The sequence below is a fragment of the Bradyrhizobium tunisiense genome, from assembly GCF_042263385.1.
Taxonomy (GTDB): domain Bacteria; phylum Pseudomonadota; class Alphaproteobacteria; order Rhizobiales; family Xanthobacteraceae; genus Bradyrhizobium; species Bradyrhizobium tunisiense.
In genome coordinates this window covers 1-16,517 of record NZ_JBHLEV010000006.1, presented here as the reverse complement: position 1 = coordinate 16,517, position 16,517 = coordinate 1, and the positions used below count along the sequence as shown (strand labels likewise).

Annotated in this window: 15 protein-coding genes; 4 read left to right on the top strand and 11 right to left on the bottom strand. The window is 64.5% G+C overall.

From position 1 onward, the window contains the following. Positions 1–47: 47 nt before the first annotated feature. Together clpA and clpS are read right to left on the bottom strand one after the other, a co-directional pair. On the bottom strand, positions 48–2,456 hold the full coding sequence (clpA, locus tag ACFDR6_RS24665; protein ID WP_212089502.1) for an ATP-dependent Clp protease ATP-binding subunit ClpA: 2,409 nt from the start codon (positions 2,454–2,456) through the stop codon (positions 48–50). A gap of 284 nt (positions 2,457–2,740) precedes the next feature. Next, the gene (gene clpS, locus ACFDR6_RS24660) at positions 2,741–3,073 is read right to left on the bottom strand and encodes an ATP-dependent Clp protease adapter ClpS (protein WP_026202494.1); all 333 of its coding nucleotides are present in this window, start codon (positions 3,071–3,073) and stop codon (positions 2,741–2,743) included. Between the two features lie 481 nt (positions 3,074–3,554). Between clpS and ACFDR6_RS24655 the strand changes: the two genes are divergently transcribed. Continuing rightward, entirely contained in the window at positions 3,555–4,901 is a 1,347-nt protein-coding gene (locus ACFDR6_RS24655) for a TadE/TadG family type IV pilus assembly protein (protein ID WP_375859839.1), read from the top strand. A 79-nt stretch (positions 4,902–4,980) separates the two neighbouring features. On the opposite strand, the gene ACFDR6_RS24650 is transcribed toward ACFDR6_RS24655, so the two are convergent. After that, positions 4,981–5,319, bottom strand: coding sequence for a phasin family protein (locus ACFDR6_RS24650; RefSeq protein ID WP_028143975.1), 339 nt, complete (start codon positions 5,317–5,319; stop codon positions 4,981–4,983). 388 nt (positions 5,320–5,707) lie between these two features. Between ACFDR6_RS24650 and ACFDR6_RS24645 the strand changes: the two genes are divergently transcribed. Next, complete coding sequence (locus tag ACFDR6_RS24645; RefSeq protein ID WP_375859838.1) at positions 5,708–7,531, top strand: serine hydrolase; 1,824 nt, start codon at positions 5,708–5,710, stop codon at positions 7,529–7,531. A gap of 239 nt (positions 7,532–7,770) precedes the next feature. Here ACFDR6_RS24645 and ACFDR6_RS24640 read toward each other — a convergent pair whose 3' ends face one another. The 4 genes from ACFDR6_RS24640 to ACFDR6_RS24625 form a co-directional block, all read right to left on the bottom strand. Next, positions 7,771–8,496: a DnaJ domain-containing protein gene (locus tag ACFDR6_RS24640; RefSeq protein WP_375859837.1), complete on the bottom strand. Its 726-nt coding sequence runs from the start codon at positions 8,494–8,496 to the stop codon at positions 7,771–7,773. Between the two features lie 72 nt (positions 8,497–8,568). After that, a complete protein-coding gene (locus tag ACFDR6_RS24635) occupies positions 8,569–9,318 on the bottom strand; it encodes a VWA domain-containing protein (RefSeq protein WP_212089494.1) in 750 nt (249 codons plus the stop codon). Between the two features lie 149 nt (positions 9,319–9,467). Beyond that, a complete protein-coding gene (locus ACFDR6_RS24630; RefSeq protein ID WP_317243732.1) occupies positions 9,468–10,328 on the bottom strand; it encodes an alpha/beta fold hydrolase in 861 nt (286 codons plus the stop codon). A gap of 344 nt (positions 10,329–10,672) precedes the next feature. Then, entirely contained in the window at positions 10,673–11,596 is a 924-nt protein-coding gene (locus ACFDR6_RS24625; RefSeq protein WP_212089490.1) for a division plane positioning ATPase MipZ, read from the bottom strand. A 283-nt stretch (positions 11,597–11,879) separates the two neighbouring features. On the opposite strand from ACFDR6_RS24625, the gene panC reads away from it, so the two are divergent. Further along, positions 11,880–12,731 carry a pantoate--beta-alanine ligase gene (gene panC / locus ACFDR6_RS24620; protein WP_375859836.1) on the top strand — a complete coding sequence of 284 codons (852 nt, stop codon included), beginning with the start codon at positions 11,880–11,882 and terminating at the stop codon, positions 12,729–12,731. Here panC and ACFDR6_RS24615 read toward each other — a convergent pair. From ACFDR6_RS24615 to ACFDR6_RS24600, 4 genes are all read right to left on the bottom strand, one after another. Beyond that, a complete protein-coding gene (locus ACFDR6_RS24615) occupies positions 12,728–13,168 on the bottom strand; it encodes a DUF1489 family protein (protein WP_212089486.1) in 441 nt (146 codons plus the stop codon). The two genes, panC and ACFDR6_RS24615, sit on opposite strands and share 4 nt — an antisense overlap. A gap of 42 nt (positions 13,169–13,210) precedes the next feature. Further along, positions 13,211–14,203: a hypothetical protein gene (locus ACFDR6_RS24610; RefSeq protein ID WP_375859835.1), complete on the bottom strand. Its 993-nt coding sequence runs from the start codon at positions 14,201–14,203 to the stop codon at positions 13,211–13,213. 156 nt (positions 14,204–14,359) lie between these two features. Beyond that, entirely contained in the window at positions 14,360–14,551 is a 192-nt protein-coding gene (locus ACFDR6_RS24605; protein WP_026202495.1) for a hypothetical protein, read from the bottom strand. 303 nt (positions 14,552–14,854) lie between these two features. After that, positions 14,855–15,517, bottom strand: coding sequence for a glutathione S-transferase family protein (locus ACFDR6_RS24600; protein WP_317243729.1), 663 nt, complete (start codon positions 15,515–15,517; stop codon positions 14,855–14,857). Positions 15,518–15,640: 123 nt separating this feature from the next. On the opposite strand from ACFDR6_RS24600, the gene ACFDR6_RS24595 reads away from it, so the two are divergent. Next, complete coding sequence (locus tag ACFDR6_RS24595; RefSeq protein ID WP_317243728.1) at positions 15,641–16,354, top strand: DUF599 domain-containing protein; 714 nt, start codon at positions 15,641–15,643, stop codon at positions 16,352–16,354. The last annotated feature ends 163 nt before the right edge of the window (positions 16,355–16,517 follow it).

Below are 16,517 nucleotides of genomic sequence, written 5' to 3'. Positions count from 1 at the left end.
AAAAAGGCCGGCTCTTCAGCCGGCCTTTCGATTGATGATGCGCTGGATCAAGCCTTGACCAGCGGCCCCTTGGAGGTCGGCCCCTTGGAGCCGCCGGGGCCACCCGGCTTGGACTTGCCCGGCGGACGCTTGCGGGTGCCGGGCAGCTTCTCCTGCTTCGGCGTGACCGGGCCCTCGACGAATTCGAAGCCGATCTTGTCCTTGGTCTCGTCGGCCTCGTCCTTGACCAGAACGACGCGGACATGGCCGCCGCCCTTCAGCTTGCCGAACAGCACCTCGTCAGCCAGCGGCTTCTTGATGTGCTCCTGGATCACGCGGGCCATGGGACGCGCGCCCATCTGCTCGTCGTAGCCATGCTGGACCAGCCAGGCCTTGGCCGGCTCGGACAGCTCGATGGTGACGTCGCGATCGCCGAGCTGCGCCTCGAGCTGCAGTACGAACTTCTCCACGACCGTGCCGATCACCTCGACGCTGAGATGGCCGAACGAGACGATGGCATCGAGGCGGTTGCGGAATTCCGGCGCGAACTGCCGGTTGATCGCCTCGTGGTCGTCGCCTTCCCGCTTCGAGCGCGTGAAGCCGAACGCCTGCTTGGCCAGATCGGATGCACCCGCGTTCGTGGTCATGATCAGGATCACGTTGCGGAAATTGACCTGCTTGCCGTTGTGATCGGTGAGCCGGCCGTGATCCATGATCTGGAGCAGCACGTTGTAGAGGTCGGGATGCGCCTTCTCGATTTCGTCGAGCAGCACCACGCAATGCGGATGCTGGTCGACGCCGTCGGTGAGCAGGCCGCCCTGGTCGAAGCCGACATAGCCGGGAGGCGCGCCGATCAGGCGGGATACGGTGTGCCGCTCCATGTATTCGGACATGTCGAAACGCAACAGCTCGACGCCGAGGCTCGCCGCAAGCTGCTTTGCGACCTCGGTCTTGCCGACGCCGGTCGGACCCGAGAACAAGTAGCTGCCGATCGGCTTCTCCGGCTCGCGCAGGCCGGCTCGCGCCAGCTTGATCGAGGCGGCCAGCGACTCGATGGCCTTGTCCTGACCGAACACGGTGCGCTTCAGGGTCTGCTCGAGATGCTTGAGCACCTCGGCATCGTTCTTCGACACGCTCTTCGGCGGAATCCGCGCCATCGAGGCGATCGTGGTCTCGATCTCCTTGATGCCGATGGTCTTCTTGCGCTTGTTCTCGGCGACCAGCATCTGTGCCGCACCGGATTCGTCGATCACGTCGATCGCCTTGTCCGGCAGCTTGCGGTCGTGGATGTAGCGCGAGGAGAGCTGAACCGCGGCCTCGATCGCCTCATTGGTGTACTTCAGACGATGGTAATCCTCGAAGTACGGCTTGAGGCCCTTGAGGATCGCGATCGCGTCCTCGACCGTCGGCTCGTTGATGTCGATCTTCTGGAAGCGCCGCACCAGCGCGCGGTCCTTCTCGAAGTGCTGGCGGTATTCCTTGTAGGTGGTCGAGCCCATGCAGCGGATGGTGCCCGAGGCAAGCGCGGGCTTGAGCAGGTTCGAGGCATCCATCGCCCCGCCCGATGTAGCGCCCGCACCGATCACGGTGTGGATTTCGTCGATGAACAGGATGGCGTTGGGATGCGCTTCGAGCTCCTTCAGCACCTGCTTCAGGCGCTCCTCGAAGTCGCCGCGATAGCGCGTGCCGGCGAGCAGCGTGCCCATGTCGAGCGAGAACACGGTGGCGGCCGCCAGCACCTCCGGCACTTCGCTGTCGACGATGCGCTTGGCAAGGCCCTCGGCGATCGCGGTCTTGCCGACGCCGGCTTCGCCGACGAACAACGGGTTGTTCTTCTGCCGGCGGCACAGCACCTGGATCGCACGGTTGATTTCGGAATTGCGTCCGATCACCGGATCGATCTTGCCGTCGCGCGCCTTCTTGTTGAGGTTGACGCAATAAGTCTCGAGCGCCTCGCCCTTCTTCTTGGCGTCCTCGTTGCCCTTGGCCTCGGTCTCCTCGTCGACGCCGCGCACCGGCCGCGCCTCGGAGACGCCCGGCCGCTTGGCGATGCCATGGCTGATGTAGTTGACCGCGTCGTAGCGCGTCATGTCCTGCTCCTGCAGGAAATACGCGGCGTGGCTCTCGCGCTCGGCGAAGATCGCGATCAGGACGTTGGCACCGGTCACCTCTTCACGACCGGAGGATTGCACGTGGATCACCGCGCGCTGGATCACGCGCTGGAAGCCGGCGGTCGGCTTGGCGTCGTCGGCGCCATCCGTCACCAGGTTCTCGAATTCGGTCTCAAGATAATTGACCAGGCTCGTGCGGAGCTTGTCGAGATCGACGCTACAGGCGCGCATGACGGCGGCTGCATCGGAATCGTCGATCAGGGAGAGCAAGAGATGCTCGAGCGTCGCGTATTGGTGATGACGCTCGTTTGCGATCGCCAGTGCACGATGCAGGGATTGTTCAAGGCTTTGGGAAAAAGTCGGCATTCGCGTCCTCTATGGCCCCCATCATCATGATCGCCATCGCCCGGTCAGGCAACAACAACCTTTGTCACATATAGTTATACAAGATCGCGGCGAAAGACCGGTTCCGCGACTCAGGCAGCGACATACCAGCGGCATTTTCGATGCAAATCCCGTTCCGATTTGGGCAGAACTACCCATTTGGGCAGGCTTGACGCGGATGCCGATGTGCTCGGGATCATGCAGCACGATGTGCCGCCGTCACACACCACACGAACAGAACCACTCTATAAAGACTTGAACGGCGACTACTTCTTTTCCATCACGCATTGGAGCGGATGCTGGTGCTTGCGGGCGAAATCCATCACCTGCGTCACCTTGGTCTCGGCGATCTCGTAGGTGAACACGCCGCACTCCCCGATGCCATGATGGTGGACATGCAGCATGATCTTGGTCGCGGCCTCGATGTCCTTGTTGAAGAATTTCTCCAGCACGTGGACGACGAACTCCATCGGCGTGTAGTCGTCGTTCAGGATCAGCACGCGGTAGAGGTTCGGCCGTTTGGTCTTGGGCTTGACCTTGGTGATGACCGAAGTATTCGGACCCGAGGGGTTGCCCGAACGGTTCTCGTCATTGCTCATGCGAGGAGCGTAGGCAGCGGCTGGCGCGGACAGTTCGAGTCTGGAAGTCAATTGCGGCATGGCTCAGGCGTTCAGTTCCCCACGGAAGCGAATGGCGGTCACCGCGCGACCCCGCCCTTCGGAGCCTGGCGCAGGCGCGCCGCCTTGTGGATCGCCGCTCCCGACAAATCCGGGTCCAAGCCGGATCGTTCGTCAGCAATATGGGCCCGCCCCCGGCTCGCCGCAAGCGCGCAAAAACTCGGCCGAGGTGGCCACGGCAGCCCCGATTCCCGGTCCGGGCGATCCAGCCAAGGTTAATCAACCCGGACCGATTTGACAAAAATTTCCGCTGCGCCCGTTGGAATATGTTCACCAGGAACCCGGTTATTTAACACGATTGCGACCTTTCGACCGGGATATCCCGGACTTCTACGGTGCAATTTACCAGGCATTCAATGGCATGGCGCGAAATCGGGCAAAACCACGGATTTCGGGGATCGTCATGTTTCACTCGCCGCTTGTCAGCCGGATCGGCCGACGGCTCGCCCGCTTCGCGGCGGCCGAGCAAGGTAATGTCGCGATGATCTTCGCCATCGCGCTGGTCCCGGTCCTGAGCATGGTCGGTGCGGCGGTGGACTACAGCCGCGCCGCCCAGGCCCGCACGTCCATGCAGGCGGCCCTCGACTCCGCCACTCTGATGCTCTCCAAGGATCTGTCGTCCGGCACCATCACCACGTCGCAGATCGACACGAAGGCACAAGCCTATTTCAACGCGCTGTTTACCGGCACCGCCACCCTGCCGTCGGTGAGCGTCGCGGCCACCTACACGGCAAGCACCAGCATGGGCTCCACGATCCAGCTCACCGGCACCGGCACCTACACGACGACCTTCATGAAGATCGCCGGCTTTCCGACACTCGGCATCGGCACCACGTCCACCAGCGCCTGGGGCAACGTCCGCATGCGCGTCGCCCTGGTGCTCGACAACACCGGCTCCATGGCCCAGGACGGCAAGATGCCGGCGATGCAGACGGCCGCCAAGAACCTGGTCGATCAGCTCAGTAAGCTCGCGAAGGCCGATGGCGACGTCTACGTCTCGATCGTTCCGTTCGCCAAGGACGTCAATGTCGGCGCCGGCAACTACGACAAGGGCTGGATCGATTTCAGCGATTGGGATGCGGCCAATGGCAGCTGGACTTGCAGCGCAGGCAACAACTGGAACTGCAACAAATGGAATTGGACGCCGGCCAGCCGCAACACCTGGAACGGTTGCGTGACCGATCGCGACCAGGACTACGACACCAAGAACACCACGCCGACGAGCGGCAATACGGGGACGCTCTTCCCTGCCGAGCAGTATTCCTACTGCAACTCCGGCAGCTCGTCCTATCTGCAACCGGTCATGCCGCTCAGCTACGATTGGAGCTCGCTCAAGAGCCGCATTGATGCCATGAAGCCGACCGGCAACACCAACCAGGGCATCGGCCTCGCCTGGGGCTGGATGACGTTGTCGACCGGCAATCCCATGAATGCGCCGGCCAAGGATCCGAACTACACCTACAAGGACGCGATCGTGCTCCTGTCCGACGGACTGAACACGCAGAACCGCTGGTACAGCAATGCTTCCCAGATCGACGCGCGACAGAAGAAGCTGTGCGACAACGCCAAGGCCGAGAACATCACGATCTATGCGGTGCAGGTGAACACCGGCAGCGACCCGACCTCGAGCGTGCTGCAATACTGCGCCAGCGGCACCGACAAGTTCTATCTGGTCACCTCGGCCAGCCAGACCGTCTCGGTGTTCAAGGACATCGGCACCTCGCTGTCGAAGCTCCGCGTGGCACGCTGACCTGACCGGTTGACCGCGCGCAAACAAAAAGCCCGGCTGGTTCAGCCGGGCTTTTCGATTCCAGGATGTCCTGAAAACGTTACTGGGCGGCCGGGGTGAACTTCGACACGATGGTCTCGACCGGCTTGAACGCCTGCTTGGCGAGGTCGCTGTAGAGGCCGGCGATCTTCTGCGATTCCGCAACGAAGGTCTCGTAGGAGGAACGGGCGAAGTCGGTCTGCGCTTCCATGGCCTTGTCCAGCGACTTCACGCCGGAAAGCTTCTCGACGAAGGACTTGGTGTCTTCGAACGACTTCTTCGTATAATCGCCATAGGCGCTGGCGATCGCCTGGAGGCCGTGCTGCACCGAGGTCGCGGAGGCGACGTACTGCTCGAAGTGCTCTTTCCCGTAGTTCTGAAAGTCTTCAACCTTGAACATTTCGGAATCCTTTTCCCTGGCTCTTGTCGGGAAGCCCCGGCTCCCTGACTCTGCCCACAATTAGTGCAACGCACAAAAAAGTCAACAATATTGTGCGACGCACAAAAATTGACGCAAATCGCCGAGATTCCCGGGGTTTCCCGCAATAGTTCCTTAAGCTTTTGGAAACCCCGGCCCCCTACCCTGATTCCCTGGACGTGTTCAACTTCCGCAGACGGTCAAAAGCCGTTTGAGAACATCACCTTAGCCAGAATAGCGGCTCAGGCTAAACGTCCTCCGCGGTGAACACCAGCGGAGGGACAGCCTGAGCAGGTAATGATCCCGGGTCCATTGGGCACAATTTCGCCTCACGAGCCGGTGATCTAGTCAGAAACGGGGACGGGGTTCCATGCTTCGTAAAAACTTGTCTTCCTCGCGCTTGGCGCGGGTTGGCGTTTTTGGGCTTCTTACGGTCACCGCCGCGGTCATCTTCACCACCGACGCCGCGGAGGCGCGGCGCCATCGCCGCCACTACGCGCACCACAAGGTGCAGCGCGATGTGTCGGACACCTCGAGTTCGAAATTCGCGTCGATCATCGTCGACGGCAATTCCGGCGCGGTGCTGCAGGCAACGAGCCCCGACGCGATCCGCCACCCCGCCTCGCTGACCAAGATCATGACGCTCTATCTGCTGTTCGAGCGCCTCGAATCCGGCAAGATGAAACTCGACACCGAGATGCCGGTGTCCAAGCATGCCGCCGATCAGGATCCGACCAAGCTGAACCTGCGTGCCGGCCAGACCATCCGTGTCGAGGATGCCATCAAGGGCCTCGTCACCCGTTCCGCCAACGACGCCGCGGTGGTGATCGCCGAAGCAATCGCCGGCGACGAGGACGACTTCGCCCAGATGATGACGCGCAAGGCCCGCGCGCTCGGCATGTCCAAGACCGTCTACCGCAACGCCAACGGCCTTCCCAACGACGAGCAGGTCACGACCGCGCGCGACCAGGCCACGCTCGGCCGCGCCATCCAGGAGCGCTTCCCGCGCTACTATCGCTATTTCGCAACCTCGACGTTCAACTGGCGTGGACAGTCGATCCGCAATCACAATCACCTGCTCGGCAGCGTCGAGGGCGTGGACGGCATCAAGACCGGCTACACCCGCGCCTCCGGCTTCAACCTCGTCAGCTCGATGCGCCGCGGCAACCGCCATTTGATCGGCGTAGTGCTCGGCGGCCGCAGCGGCGGCTCGCGCGATGCCATCATGCGCAACCTGCTCGCCGAAAATCTCGAAAAGGGCGCGACCACCCACACCGTTGTCGCGGTCACCGAACGTAACGGCACTGACGCCAATGCCGCGCTCGCCGACGCATCGGATGCTCCGGCACGGCCAGCGGCGCAGGTTCCGGCCGCTCCTGCTCCCGAGACCGTCCAATCGCGTCTCGCGGCGCGTCTGTCGACTTTGGCAGCCGCGACCGCCGCGGTGCCGCCGGCCCAGTCCAAACCCGAGGTTCGGCCGACGGAGTCCAGGATCGAACCCGCGCCGCTCACCAATGGCGTGATCTCGAGCCAGCCGCTCGCCATCATCCCCGGCTCGTCCGAGCCGATGAAGCCGGTTCGGGTGAAGACGGTTCAGGTCAAGGCCGGCGCCGTGAAGGTCGCCTCCGCCACCCCCACCCACGTCGCCCCGCCGGTCACCAACGCCATTCCGTCCCGTTCCGACGTCGCGGAAACCTCCGGCGCCGTCGTCGCCCGGGCCGATCTCATCAACAAGCCCGAGATCGTCAGCCAGCCGGAAGCCCCGAAGGCCGAGATCGCCCGCACCGAATTGCCAAGGCAGCCGGTTGGCTTCGGCTCCGGCAACGGTATCCTCGGGGTGCTGCCGGCCGCAACGGCCGCCGCGCCCGCCCCGGCCGGTCCGAAGCTCGCCTCCGCCGATCCGACGCCGGTCCAGATGAGCGCCACCACCAAGCCGGTCGTCACCCACAGCGGCTGGATCGTCCAGGTCGGCGCGCTCGAAAGCGAGAACGAAGCCCAGCAGCGCATCGATGCCGCGCGCAGCTCGGCCCGCGGTCTGCTCAGCAAGGCCGATCCGTTCACCGAGCCTGTCGTCGCCAAAGACAATCGCAAGCTCTACCGCGCCCGCTTCGCCGGCCTCGAGCGCGACCAGGCCGAAGCCGTCTGTCGCACCCTGAAGCGCGCCGAGATCTCCTGCATCACCGTCCGCAACTGATCTCCTTCCCCGTTCGAGACGAAATGCCCGCGCTTATCGCGGGCATTTTTCGTTTTGGGGGCGCGGTCACACGGGCGCTGTTCATGACAAGGCTGTTCCGCGACAACCTCTCGTCAATAAATTACGGTTAAAACTTTCCTCAAGGGATCGACCACGCCGACAATGGCGGGCATCGGGGCGACGGCAAACGGAGCAAGCGGAGTTCACGCGGTACGGGCGTTTGTAGCGTGGTGCCGGAGTTAGCCGTTATGCGTACGAAGCAGAGTATCCTTGGCCTCGTTTACACGGGCAGCGAGATAGTTCGAGCCCCCCTGGTCGGGATGGAGTTTCTTCATCAGGGACTTGTGCGCCCGGCTGATGTCGTCGCGCCCCGCCCCCGGCTGCAGGCCAAGGATCTGATAGGCCTCCTCCGCCGTCATTTTGCCGCTCGCCGCCGTGCGGCGCTGCCCCCCTGCCGCATCGCCCTGCGCGTTCTGACGCCAAGCGGGAAACCGGCGGTCCAGATAGCTTTCAAGTAGGGCCACGCTCTCGGCGTCGAATGTCGGGACCATTGCCAGCAGGCCAGGGAGATCGAACTCGCCGAGATCGCGCCCGGCGTGAGGCCCGGCGACGATCTGCCCGCCTAGCTGGCCGGTGTCGTGGTCGAGCCGCATGTCCAGGAATTGCGAGCGCACGCGTGAGGCCTGGCCTGACGCGGGTGCAGCACCGCCGCCGAACAGCCCCCCGACATTGCCAAAGCCGGCGTTTGCCAGCGGCTTCCAACCCAGCAGCCCGGCGCCGAAAATCCCCAGCGGGATCGCCACAGCCAGCTCGCCCCGCAAGCCCGTGAATGCTGCGACCGCCAGCGCCACCACGCCGCCACCGAACCTGATGGCGCGCGCCAACGCCGCCGGGTTGGCGGCGCGGAACATCTGGAGCAGCAGGTAAAGCGTGATAACAGCGACAGCGCCGGCGATCAGGGTCATGACCGGAATATAGTCACCCTCGCGTCAAAATGCATGGCAAAGGCCCCGCTGCGAGCCGCGACGGCCTGAGTGCTACTTCATTTGACCGATCAGCCTGGCCGCTCCGCTCGCGGTCTGCGCCAATTTCAACAATGCCGCGCGTCCGCCGGCGGCATAGGCCGCGGCCGCCCGGAGCAGCTCGCGCAACTGCGCCGCCGCGCCCGGATCAAACCGGCACCAGGCGCCGCCGGTCAGGCGCGCGATCTCGCGGAAGGCCTGCTCGGCGACCGCGTCATGTCCTTCCTGAAACACGAACACTGGGACATTCAGCATGCCGAGCTCGCCGGCCTTGGCGCAGAGCTCGTCGACGTTCTCCTCCATGGCATCGCCGACGAAGACGACGGCGCGCACGCCCGATGCGATCGCTTCGCGCCGCACCTCGCTCAGCACCTTGCCAATCTGGGTGTCGCCGCCGCGGCAATCGATCTTGCTCATCAACGCCGCCAGCCTCGTGCTGTCGGAGATCCAGCCCGTTGCGCGGCACTCGTTCAAGCCTCGATAGTAGACGAGCCGGATATCGAGACTGCCCAGTGCCGCGGTCTCGCGAAACATGTCGGCCTGAAGCGCGCAGGCCATGTCCCAGGTGGGCTGCCGGCTCAACGTCGCATCCAATGCGAAGATCAGCCGCCCCTTCGCGCCCGGCGCATGGGGGGACAGCGCCCGCGCCTTGGCGACGAAAGCGGCAATGTCCTCCGCGGTCGACGTTCCGGCCTGCGGCACCGCGCCGCCTGCGTGCGCCGAGACGGCATCGCCGCGGCTCGGCTTGATAGGTTCGCCCGACATCCCTCGGCCCTGCGTGAGCGGCTAATGTGGTCAGCGCAGGCACCCCGGTCAATGTGCAAAGCCCCCGCGGGCGGCGACCGGCGGAGGCTTTGACAATCGTGACCGGCGATCAGGGAGGCGGCAGCTCTTACGCCGCCCGCTCCTAAGCATCAGCCCTTGGCAGGCGCCATCAGCGCAACCGGGCCGGGCTCGAGAATGTTCGGCGGCGACGTTTGCGTATCGACCGGCGCGATCTCGCTATCGGTCGAACTCAGGAACTTGTCGAGCATGCTCTGGATCGAGTTCTTGGCGACGTCCGGACCGGTGTCACGCATGTCGTTGTGCTGAAACTCGGTCTTCACGACCTGGATACCGGCCTTCTCGCATTCCTCGTCGGTCGGGAGCACGCCCGCATCAGCCTTGAACTGCGGATCCTGCGAGCGGAACGACAGGATCTTGAACTTGCCCGCGGTGACGAAGGGCACGCGCAGATTGTCGAGCGTGACGACCTTCTTGACCTCATCCGGATACTGCTTGGCGAAATACATCGTGATGTCGCCGCCCATGGAGTGGCCGACCATCGTCACCTTGGCGTAGTCGGCGTTGGGCTGAACCTTCTTCATCTCCTGCATGGCGAGATGGATGTTGGCGACACCGCGCAGGATCTGCGGCAGCCGGCCGACATAGAGCTCACCAGGCTTGGTGACCATCGGAGGATCGGTCGGCAGATCGTGCTGCGGGCTCACGACCATGTAGCCGCGCGCAGCGAAGATGTTGGCGAGGAAGCCGTATTCTGTGTTCTTGACAGTGTTGCCGTGATTGATCACGGCGACCGGCAGCGTAACCATGCCGGCATTGGCCTGCATTTCCTTGTCGCGTCGCACCGCGATCTGGACGGGGACCGGACGGTTGTCGCGCGAAGCGTCGTAGAAAGTGATGGTCTCGTGCTTGATCGCCCACTTGCTCGCCGTGAAATAGGCGATGCCGCAGAGAGCACTGACCGAAACCAGAACGGCAATTCCACGCTTCATTTTCGTCCTCAGCCTCAGGCTCTTGCGGCCTGAATCCCTGTTGAAAATCGTGTTCTTCCGAGGCTCTGCGTCCTCTGGTCGCCTATTCGCTAATATATGTCACAGGCGCGTGACAGGAAGGCCAAATATTGTGAACCAGCCGCCCTTTCATTGTGCGCCGCACACCTTTTCTGGGCACCTCGTTGTTGTTCTGTGGCTACGTCAGGTGCAGCTCATTATCGGACGCAATCCGTCTCGATCGGGTTCAATTTCGCGGTAAACGCAGGATGAAAACGGCCGAACGCGGCCACGGTTCCAGCGGGAACCCAGCATTGAAACCCAGTCGAAAGTAGCTTTATACCGCCTCAGGCGCCCAGAATGTCGTGGACTTCGAGCGGCTTGTCGATCTGGTTGAACCACTCGGCCCGGTTGGCGGCGCGGCGGCGGCCGCGCTCGTCGAGCGGCAGCTTGAGCTGGCGAAGCAGGCTCGTCACCTCTTCGCGCGCGGTGAGATGGCCGAGATTGGGCCGCATGCCCAGCGTGGCCTCGTCGATCTCGTCGAGGGCGGTGAGGCCGCGCGGGAAAAATTCGCGGTAGACCACGCGTTCGGCGAAGCCGTCGACGTAGCGGAAGCCGAGCCGCAGCGACAGATCCTTCAACCCCTCCGCGACGAGCTGCTTGTTGCGGGAGCCGAGCATCGACAGGCGGTTGCGCACGACGATCCAGTCGGTGGTCGAACCGTCGAGCTGACGGCGCTTGCGCCTGACGTCGCGCACCATCTCGGCGTAGTGGCTCTCGCCCGTCACCGCGTAGCTCGCGGGATCGACGGTGCCGAGCACGTCGAAATCGAGGAAGCTGTCGTTGATCGGCGTGACCAGCGTGTCCGCCATCGAGTGCGCGAGCCGCATGAGGTAACTGTCTGTGCCGGGCGTGTCGATGACGATGAAGTCGAAGCTGCTCTCGACTGCCGAGACCGCCTCCATGAACTGCTGGAACTCGGAATTCTCGTTCTCGGCGATCTGCATGGTCTCGCCGAGCTTGATGCAGCGATGTACCGGCAATTCGAGGTCGAGCTTGGTGCGGCGCGCCCAGGCAGAACGGTTGCCGATGTAGTGGGTAAAGCTCTGCTGACGGCAGTCGAGGTCGATGGTGGCGACGCGCTGGCCGGCCTTCAGGAGCGCGACCGCGATGTGCAGGGCGGTGGTCGACTTGCCGGAGCCGCCCTTCTCGTTGCCGAGCACGACCACATGCGCCGAGCCGGATTGGCCTTGGCTAGCCTGCACAAGCATGGCGATCCTCAACACCCCTGGTGAATATCTTCGAGTTGACCGCGTCCACGGTCAAGTGAAATGCGTGACGGGTTATGCAAATCGTACTGCGCCGTTGTCCATCATGAATAGCGGCGCCAATCTTCGTCTGTGATACAGCCCACAATGTTGCGATGTCGTGCGCCAGCTTGCGGAGAACGCTGTGCCGCATCCGGGTGCATGGCGTCCACGATCCCTGCTTGTTAAGGTTAGCCGCCCCGGGCGCCGCATCGTGCCGCGCCGCTTCCCAACCTACCGAGTCCCGATGTCATCAAGCCCCCTGATCGTCCGCACGGTCCCGACCTTGCGCCGCGCCGTCGACAATCTTCGCAAGCGAAAGGCCACGATCGCACTGGTCCCGACCATGGGGGCCCTTCATGACGGGCATGTGTCCCTCGTCCGCCTCGCCAAGCGGCGCGCCAGCCGCGTCGTGGTCTCGATCTTCGTCAACCCGACCCAGTTCGCCCCGACCGAGGATTTCGGCGCCTATCCGCGCACCTGGAAGGCCGACATCGCCAAGCTCGCGGCCGAGGACGTCGACGTCGTCTGGCATCCGGACGTCAAGGCGATGTATCCCGGCGGCTTCGCCACCCGAATCGTGCCGGAGGGACCGGCGCTCGCCGGCCTCGAGGACCGTTTCCGCCCGCACTTCTTCGGCGGCGTCGCCACCGTCGTCGGCAAGCTGTTTACGCAAGTCCGGCCGGACTTCGCGATCTTCGGCGAAAAGGACTTTCAGCAGTTGCGGGTGGTGACGCAGATGGCGCGCGACCTCGACCTCGGCGTCAAGGTGATCGGCTCGCGCACGGTGCGCGAGCGCGACGGGCTCGCGATGTCCTCGCGCAACGTCTATCTGTCGCCCGAGGAGCGGCAGACCGCCACCGTCCTCTACCGTGCCATGAAAGCGAGCGCGCAGCGGATCAAGGCCGGCGATGCCGTGGCGCCTGCGATGGCCGGCGGCGCCGAGATGATCACGGCGGCGGGCTTAGCGCTCGACTATTACGAGATCCGCCATGCCGAGACGCTGGCGCCAGCCGCCTCGCGCGAGGACGGCCCCTTGCGGATCCTGGTCGCGGCCAAGCTCGGCAACACCCGGCTGATCGACAATATCGGAGTTTAGAGCAGCCCGAGATCGCGCAATTCGCGCCGCATCGGCTCCGGCATCGCCGCGATCGAGCCGGCGGCGGATTTGCCGAGATCGGACGGCACGGAATCGTCGGTGAGGTAGCGCCAGCCCTGGAACGGGCGCATCGGCCGCGGCGACACCGAGATCACCTTCGGCTGCATCACGATGCGGCAACGCCCGATGCCGTCCTTGTCCCGGAACGGCTCGATACCGATGATCTTTTCGCGCGCGGCAATCTCGCCCTTGATCACCCAATAGAGCGACCCGCCCGCGAGGATTTCGGCGTCGCGCTTGGGCACCATGCGGGTGATGTGGATGTGATGTTGCGGCAGACCCTTTTTCTTCGCGGTCTGCATCCGTTCGGCGATCCACTCCTTCAATTCCTTGACGGAGTCGCAGCCGACGGCGAGCTTGATCAGATGTAGCGGCATGCCCAAGCATTAGCCGGGCAGCACCGCATTTGGAATGCCGATCTACTCGTTATCCGCAGCCGCGGGAGCGGCCGCCGTGGCCGGTGGCGGCGCGAGCGGAACCGGCGCTGCGGGGGCGCGCGCGGCCTTGGGGGCCGGCGGTTTCTTCGCGGCCGGTGGTGCCGCGGGCGCCGGTGCTTGTGCGGAGGCAGCCGCTGGCGCGCGCGGCGCCGGCGCTGCGTTTGCGGCGGGCGCAGCCTGCCGCGTCGTCGCCGTGGGCTCCGGATTCATGATGCTCACAGGCGGCGTCGACAAGGCGCTCGGGAACTCCGCATTGGTCGGCTTGCCCGTCGGCATCGAGGGCGGCAGCCCAGCGAGCGCCGCATTGGCCGGCATCGGCGGCACCGCTGCAGGCGCGTTCCAGGTCGGCGCATGGCGCGCGACCAGCGTGTCGTAGAGATGGGACTCCATGTTGGCGGCGACCTGCTGCTGGTCGGTCAGCGCGCGGAACGCGGCGCAGTCGAACTGCGTGCAGCCGTCGCGCGCGACCAGCACCTGCGCCACGAGGCCGTAGCGGTCGCGCTCCAGCGCCTTGCGCGCGGCCTTCATGTCCGCCGTCAGGCTCTTCTCGGCGGTCGCGGAATCACCGAGTGCGGTCAGCCGGTCGATCCGGGCCGCGGTGTAGGACACGGCCGCAGCCGCAGCGTCCGGCGAGCCGAACAGCGCCCTCTCGCAGCCAATGGCGACGGCATCGCCGGCGAGGTCGTCGAGGCAGGACAGCGCCGGCAGGCTCGCGACGACAGCACCTTGCGCGCGCGCCTCGGTCGGGGAGTCGTGCCCCGCCGGGCCATAGATGCGCACGGTGGCAGCTCCGGCGATCGCGATGGACAGCAGCGTGATCACGGTCAGCGCGCCGTTGGCGACCGACCTATCGGCGCGCAGCAGCGTGATCAGCAGGATCAAGCCGAAGAATCCGGCAGCGGCCAGCGTCATCCACATCGGAAAGGCCGGCGAGCGCCAGATTTGGTCGAGCGAAGTGGCCCATGCCCAGTTCATGCGCGACGTCCCCTCACGCGAGCAGAGAGCGAATGGTCAAGCGAGCACCGCGAGCCGGTAACTGCCCCGGCTCACCTTTTGAAGGTGAAGCGGGCCTTTTAACGGCGGCAGGACACAATTCCGCAGGAGGCGCGAATGCGCTGATGACGTCGATCTCTAGGAGAGCGCGAGCTGGCTTTCCTTCGCGACGCGTTCGAAGGCTTCGGTCGAGCTCTTGATCCGGTACTGGCAGTCGTCGCCGTCGGTCGGCAGCAGACGGATGACCTCATACGAACCGCTGGCAGCGGGGCGCGCGACGTTGCTGGCCGTGAACAATACGCGCGTTCCAATCGGGAATTTGTGCTTCAACACCCTCTCCACTCAAACAACGCCTGCCTCGCCCATGGTCCCACTGCGACGGCCGGCCGGAAACCCACGCGCTGTATAGCATGCGGCCGGCGGTTTTGGCCAGCGCCATGCCCGCATGGCAAACACGCAAATCTCGCAGTCTTTTCAGAATGATAGCGATGGAACCGGCGGGCCGATGATACCGCCGGCGCCGCGCGTTCAGAGCGGTGTGTCGCAGGTCGGTCGCAGCCCCACTTGATCCGCGGCTCCGGTCACTTCTGGACTGTGAGGCCGCCGGGCGGCGGCCTCCGTCAGACCTGACGATCAGGCATCCTCGAATTTTGCAATGACCAGCGTTTCGGCCTGCCCCTCGCGGGTCCATTCCTGGAACGCCGGCAGCGCCATCATCGTCTCCATGTAGGCCCTGGTGTCCGGCGCGACGTCGATCGCGTAGGTGCGCAGGCGGTGCACGACCGGCGCGTACATCGCGTCCGCCGCACCGAAGCGCCCGAACAGGAACGGACCCGCCGCGCCATGGCGCGTGCGGCACTCGCGCCAGATCTCCTCGATCCGCGCGACGTTGGCCTTGGCGTCCGCGGACAGCGTCACGGCCCGCACTGGCCGGTGCAGGTTCATGCCGCATTCGTTGCGCAGAGCCACGAATCCGGAGTGCATCTCGGCGCACACCGATCGGGCATGCGCGCGCGCGGCGACGTCGTCCGGCCACAGCTTCACTTCCGGATAGCGCTCGGCGACGTATTCGATGATGGCGAGCGAATCCCACACCGTGACGTCGCCATCGACCAGGACCGGCACCTTGCCGGCGCGGCTGAAGGACAAGATCTGCTCCTTGTCCGCGGGATTATCGGTGTAGAGCGGGATGAGCGTCTCCACGAACGGGATGTCGTTGGCGCGCAGCGCGAGCCAGGGCCGCATCGACCATGACGAGTAGTTCTTGTTGCCGATCGCGAGTTTCAACGCAGCCATGTCGTCAGTCCTTCCCGAGACGTCTTAGAGGAGCCGCTTTTAACGCCATCGCCTGCCGCCAATCAATCGTTGCCGCATACTGCCATGCGTGGCAATCGTTGCGGTCCTCGCCAGGAGACAGACATGAGCAGGCATTGGGTCGACATCGCCGCCGTCGGCTTCTTCATCATCGAATGGCTGGTCTATGCGCTGACGCTCGAGCATTCGGCCTATGGCCGCGACAGTCTATCGGCGCGCATGAACCGCTATCGCGAGGTCTGGGTGCGCCGCCTGCTCGACCGCGACACCCGCATGGTCGACATGCAGATCATGACCTCGCTTCAGAACGGCACCGCCTTCTTCGCCTCCACCAGCCTGTTCGCGCTCGGCGGCGCGCTGGCGCTGCTGCACGCCACCAACGACGCCATCACGATTCTGAGCAAGCTGCCGATCGACCTCAGCACCTCGCCGGCCATGTGGGAGCTGAAATGCGTCGGCCTCGTGCTGATCTGCGTCTACGCCTTCTTCAAGTTCGCCTGGGCCTATCGCCTGTTCAATTACGTCGCGATCCTGTTCGGCGGCATGCCGCCGGCGGACCAGCGCGACACACTTGAGGCCGAAGCCCATGTGATCCGCACCTCGCGCCTGTTCGAATCCGCCGGCCGCCACTTCAACCGCGGCCAGCGCGCCTTCTTCTTCGCACTCGGCTATCTCGGCTGGTTCGTCAGCCCCTGGCTGCTGTTCGTCACCACGGCGGCCGTGGTGGTCGTGACGTGGCGACGCCAGTTCGCCTCGAGCGCATGGGCGGCGATGGCGCCGGAGGTGGTCGCGGATGAGGGGATGAGGCGCGGTCATTGAAGCGCCGGTGTCCCGGACAAGCCGCACCGCCAAAGCGGCGCCTCGCTGCGTCCGGGGCACGAGAGCGAAGTGGCGCATGCTCTCCCAACGACGTCATTGCGAGAGGCTGAGTGTGAGGCGGCAGCCCGTTCTCCAAGGAACGCTGTCATTCCCCGCGAAGGCG

What these genes read in the sequence shown, in the direction of transcription:
- ACFDR6_RS24655 (WP_375859839.1), top strand. Translation starts at nt 3,555, where the DNA reads ATGTTTCACTCGCCGCTTGTCAGCCGGATCGGCCGACGGCTCGCCCGC.
- clpA (WP_212089502.1), bottom strand. Translation starts at nt 2,456, where the DNA reads ATGCCGACTTTTTCCCAAAGCCTTGAACAATCCCTGCATCGTGCACTG.
- panC (WP_375859836.1), top strand. Translation starts at nt 11,880, where the DNA reads ATGTCATCAAGCCCCCTGATCGTCCGCACGGTCCCGACCTTGCGCCGC.
- ACFDR6_RS24650 (WP_028143975.1), bottom strand. Translation starts at nt 5,319, where the DNA reads ATGTTCAAGGTTGAAGACTTTCAGAACTACGGGAAAGAGCACTTCGAG.
- ACFDR6_RS24610 (WP_375859835.1), bottom strand. Translation starts at nt 14,203, where the DNA reads ATGAACTGGGCATGGGCCACTTCGCTCGACCAAATCTGGCGCTCGCCG.
- ACFDR6_RS24595 (WP_317243728.1), top strand. Translation starts at nt 15,641, where the DNA reads ATGAGCAGGCATTGGGTCGACATCGCCGCCGTCGGCTTCTTCATCATC.
- ACFDR6_RS24645 (WP_375859838.1), top strand. Translation starts at nt 5,708, where the DNA reads ATGCTTCGTAAAAACTTGTCTTCCTCGCGCTTGGCGCGGGTTGGCGTT.
- ACFDR6_RS24600 (WP_317243729.1), bottom strand. Translation starts at nt 15,517, where the DNA reads ATGGCTGCGTTGAAACTCGCGATCGGCAACAAGAACTACTCGTCATGG.
- ACFDR6_RS24615 (WP_212089486.1), bottom strand. Translation starts at nt 13,168, where the DNA reads ATGCCGCTACATCTGATCAAGCTCGCCGTCGGCTGCGACTCCGTCAAG.
- ACFDR6_RS24625 (WP_212089490.1), bottom strand. Translation starts at nt 11,596, where the DNA reads ATGCTTGTGCAGGCTAGCCAAGGCCAATCCGGCTCGGCGCATGTGGTC.
- ACFDR6_RS24640 (WP_375859837.1), bottom strand. Translation starts at nt 8,496, where the DNA reads ATGACCCTGATCGCCGGCGCTGTCGCTGTTATCACGCTTTACCTGCTG.
- ACFDR6_RS24635 (WP_212089494.1), bottom strand. Translation starts at nt 9,318, where the DNA reads ATGTCGGGCGAACCTATCAAGCCGAGCCGCGGCGATGCCGTCTCGGCG.
- clpS (WP_026202494.1), bottom strand. Translation starts at nt 3,073, where the DNA reads ATGAGCAATGACGAGAACCGTTCGGGCAACCCCTCGGGTCCGAATACT.
- ACFDR6_RS24630 (WP_317243732.1), bottom strand. Translation starts at nt 10,328, where the DNA reads ATGAAGCGTGGAATTGCCGTTCTGGTTTCGGTCAGTGCTCTCTGCGGC.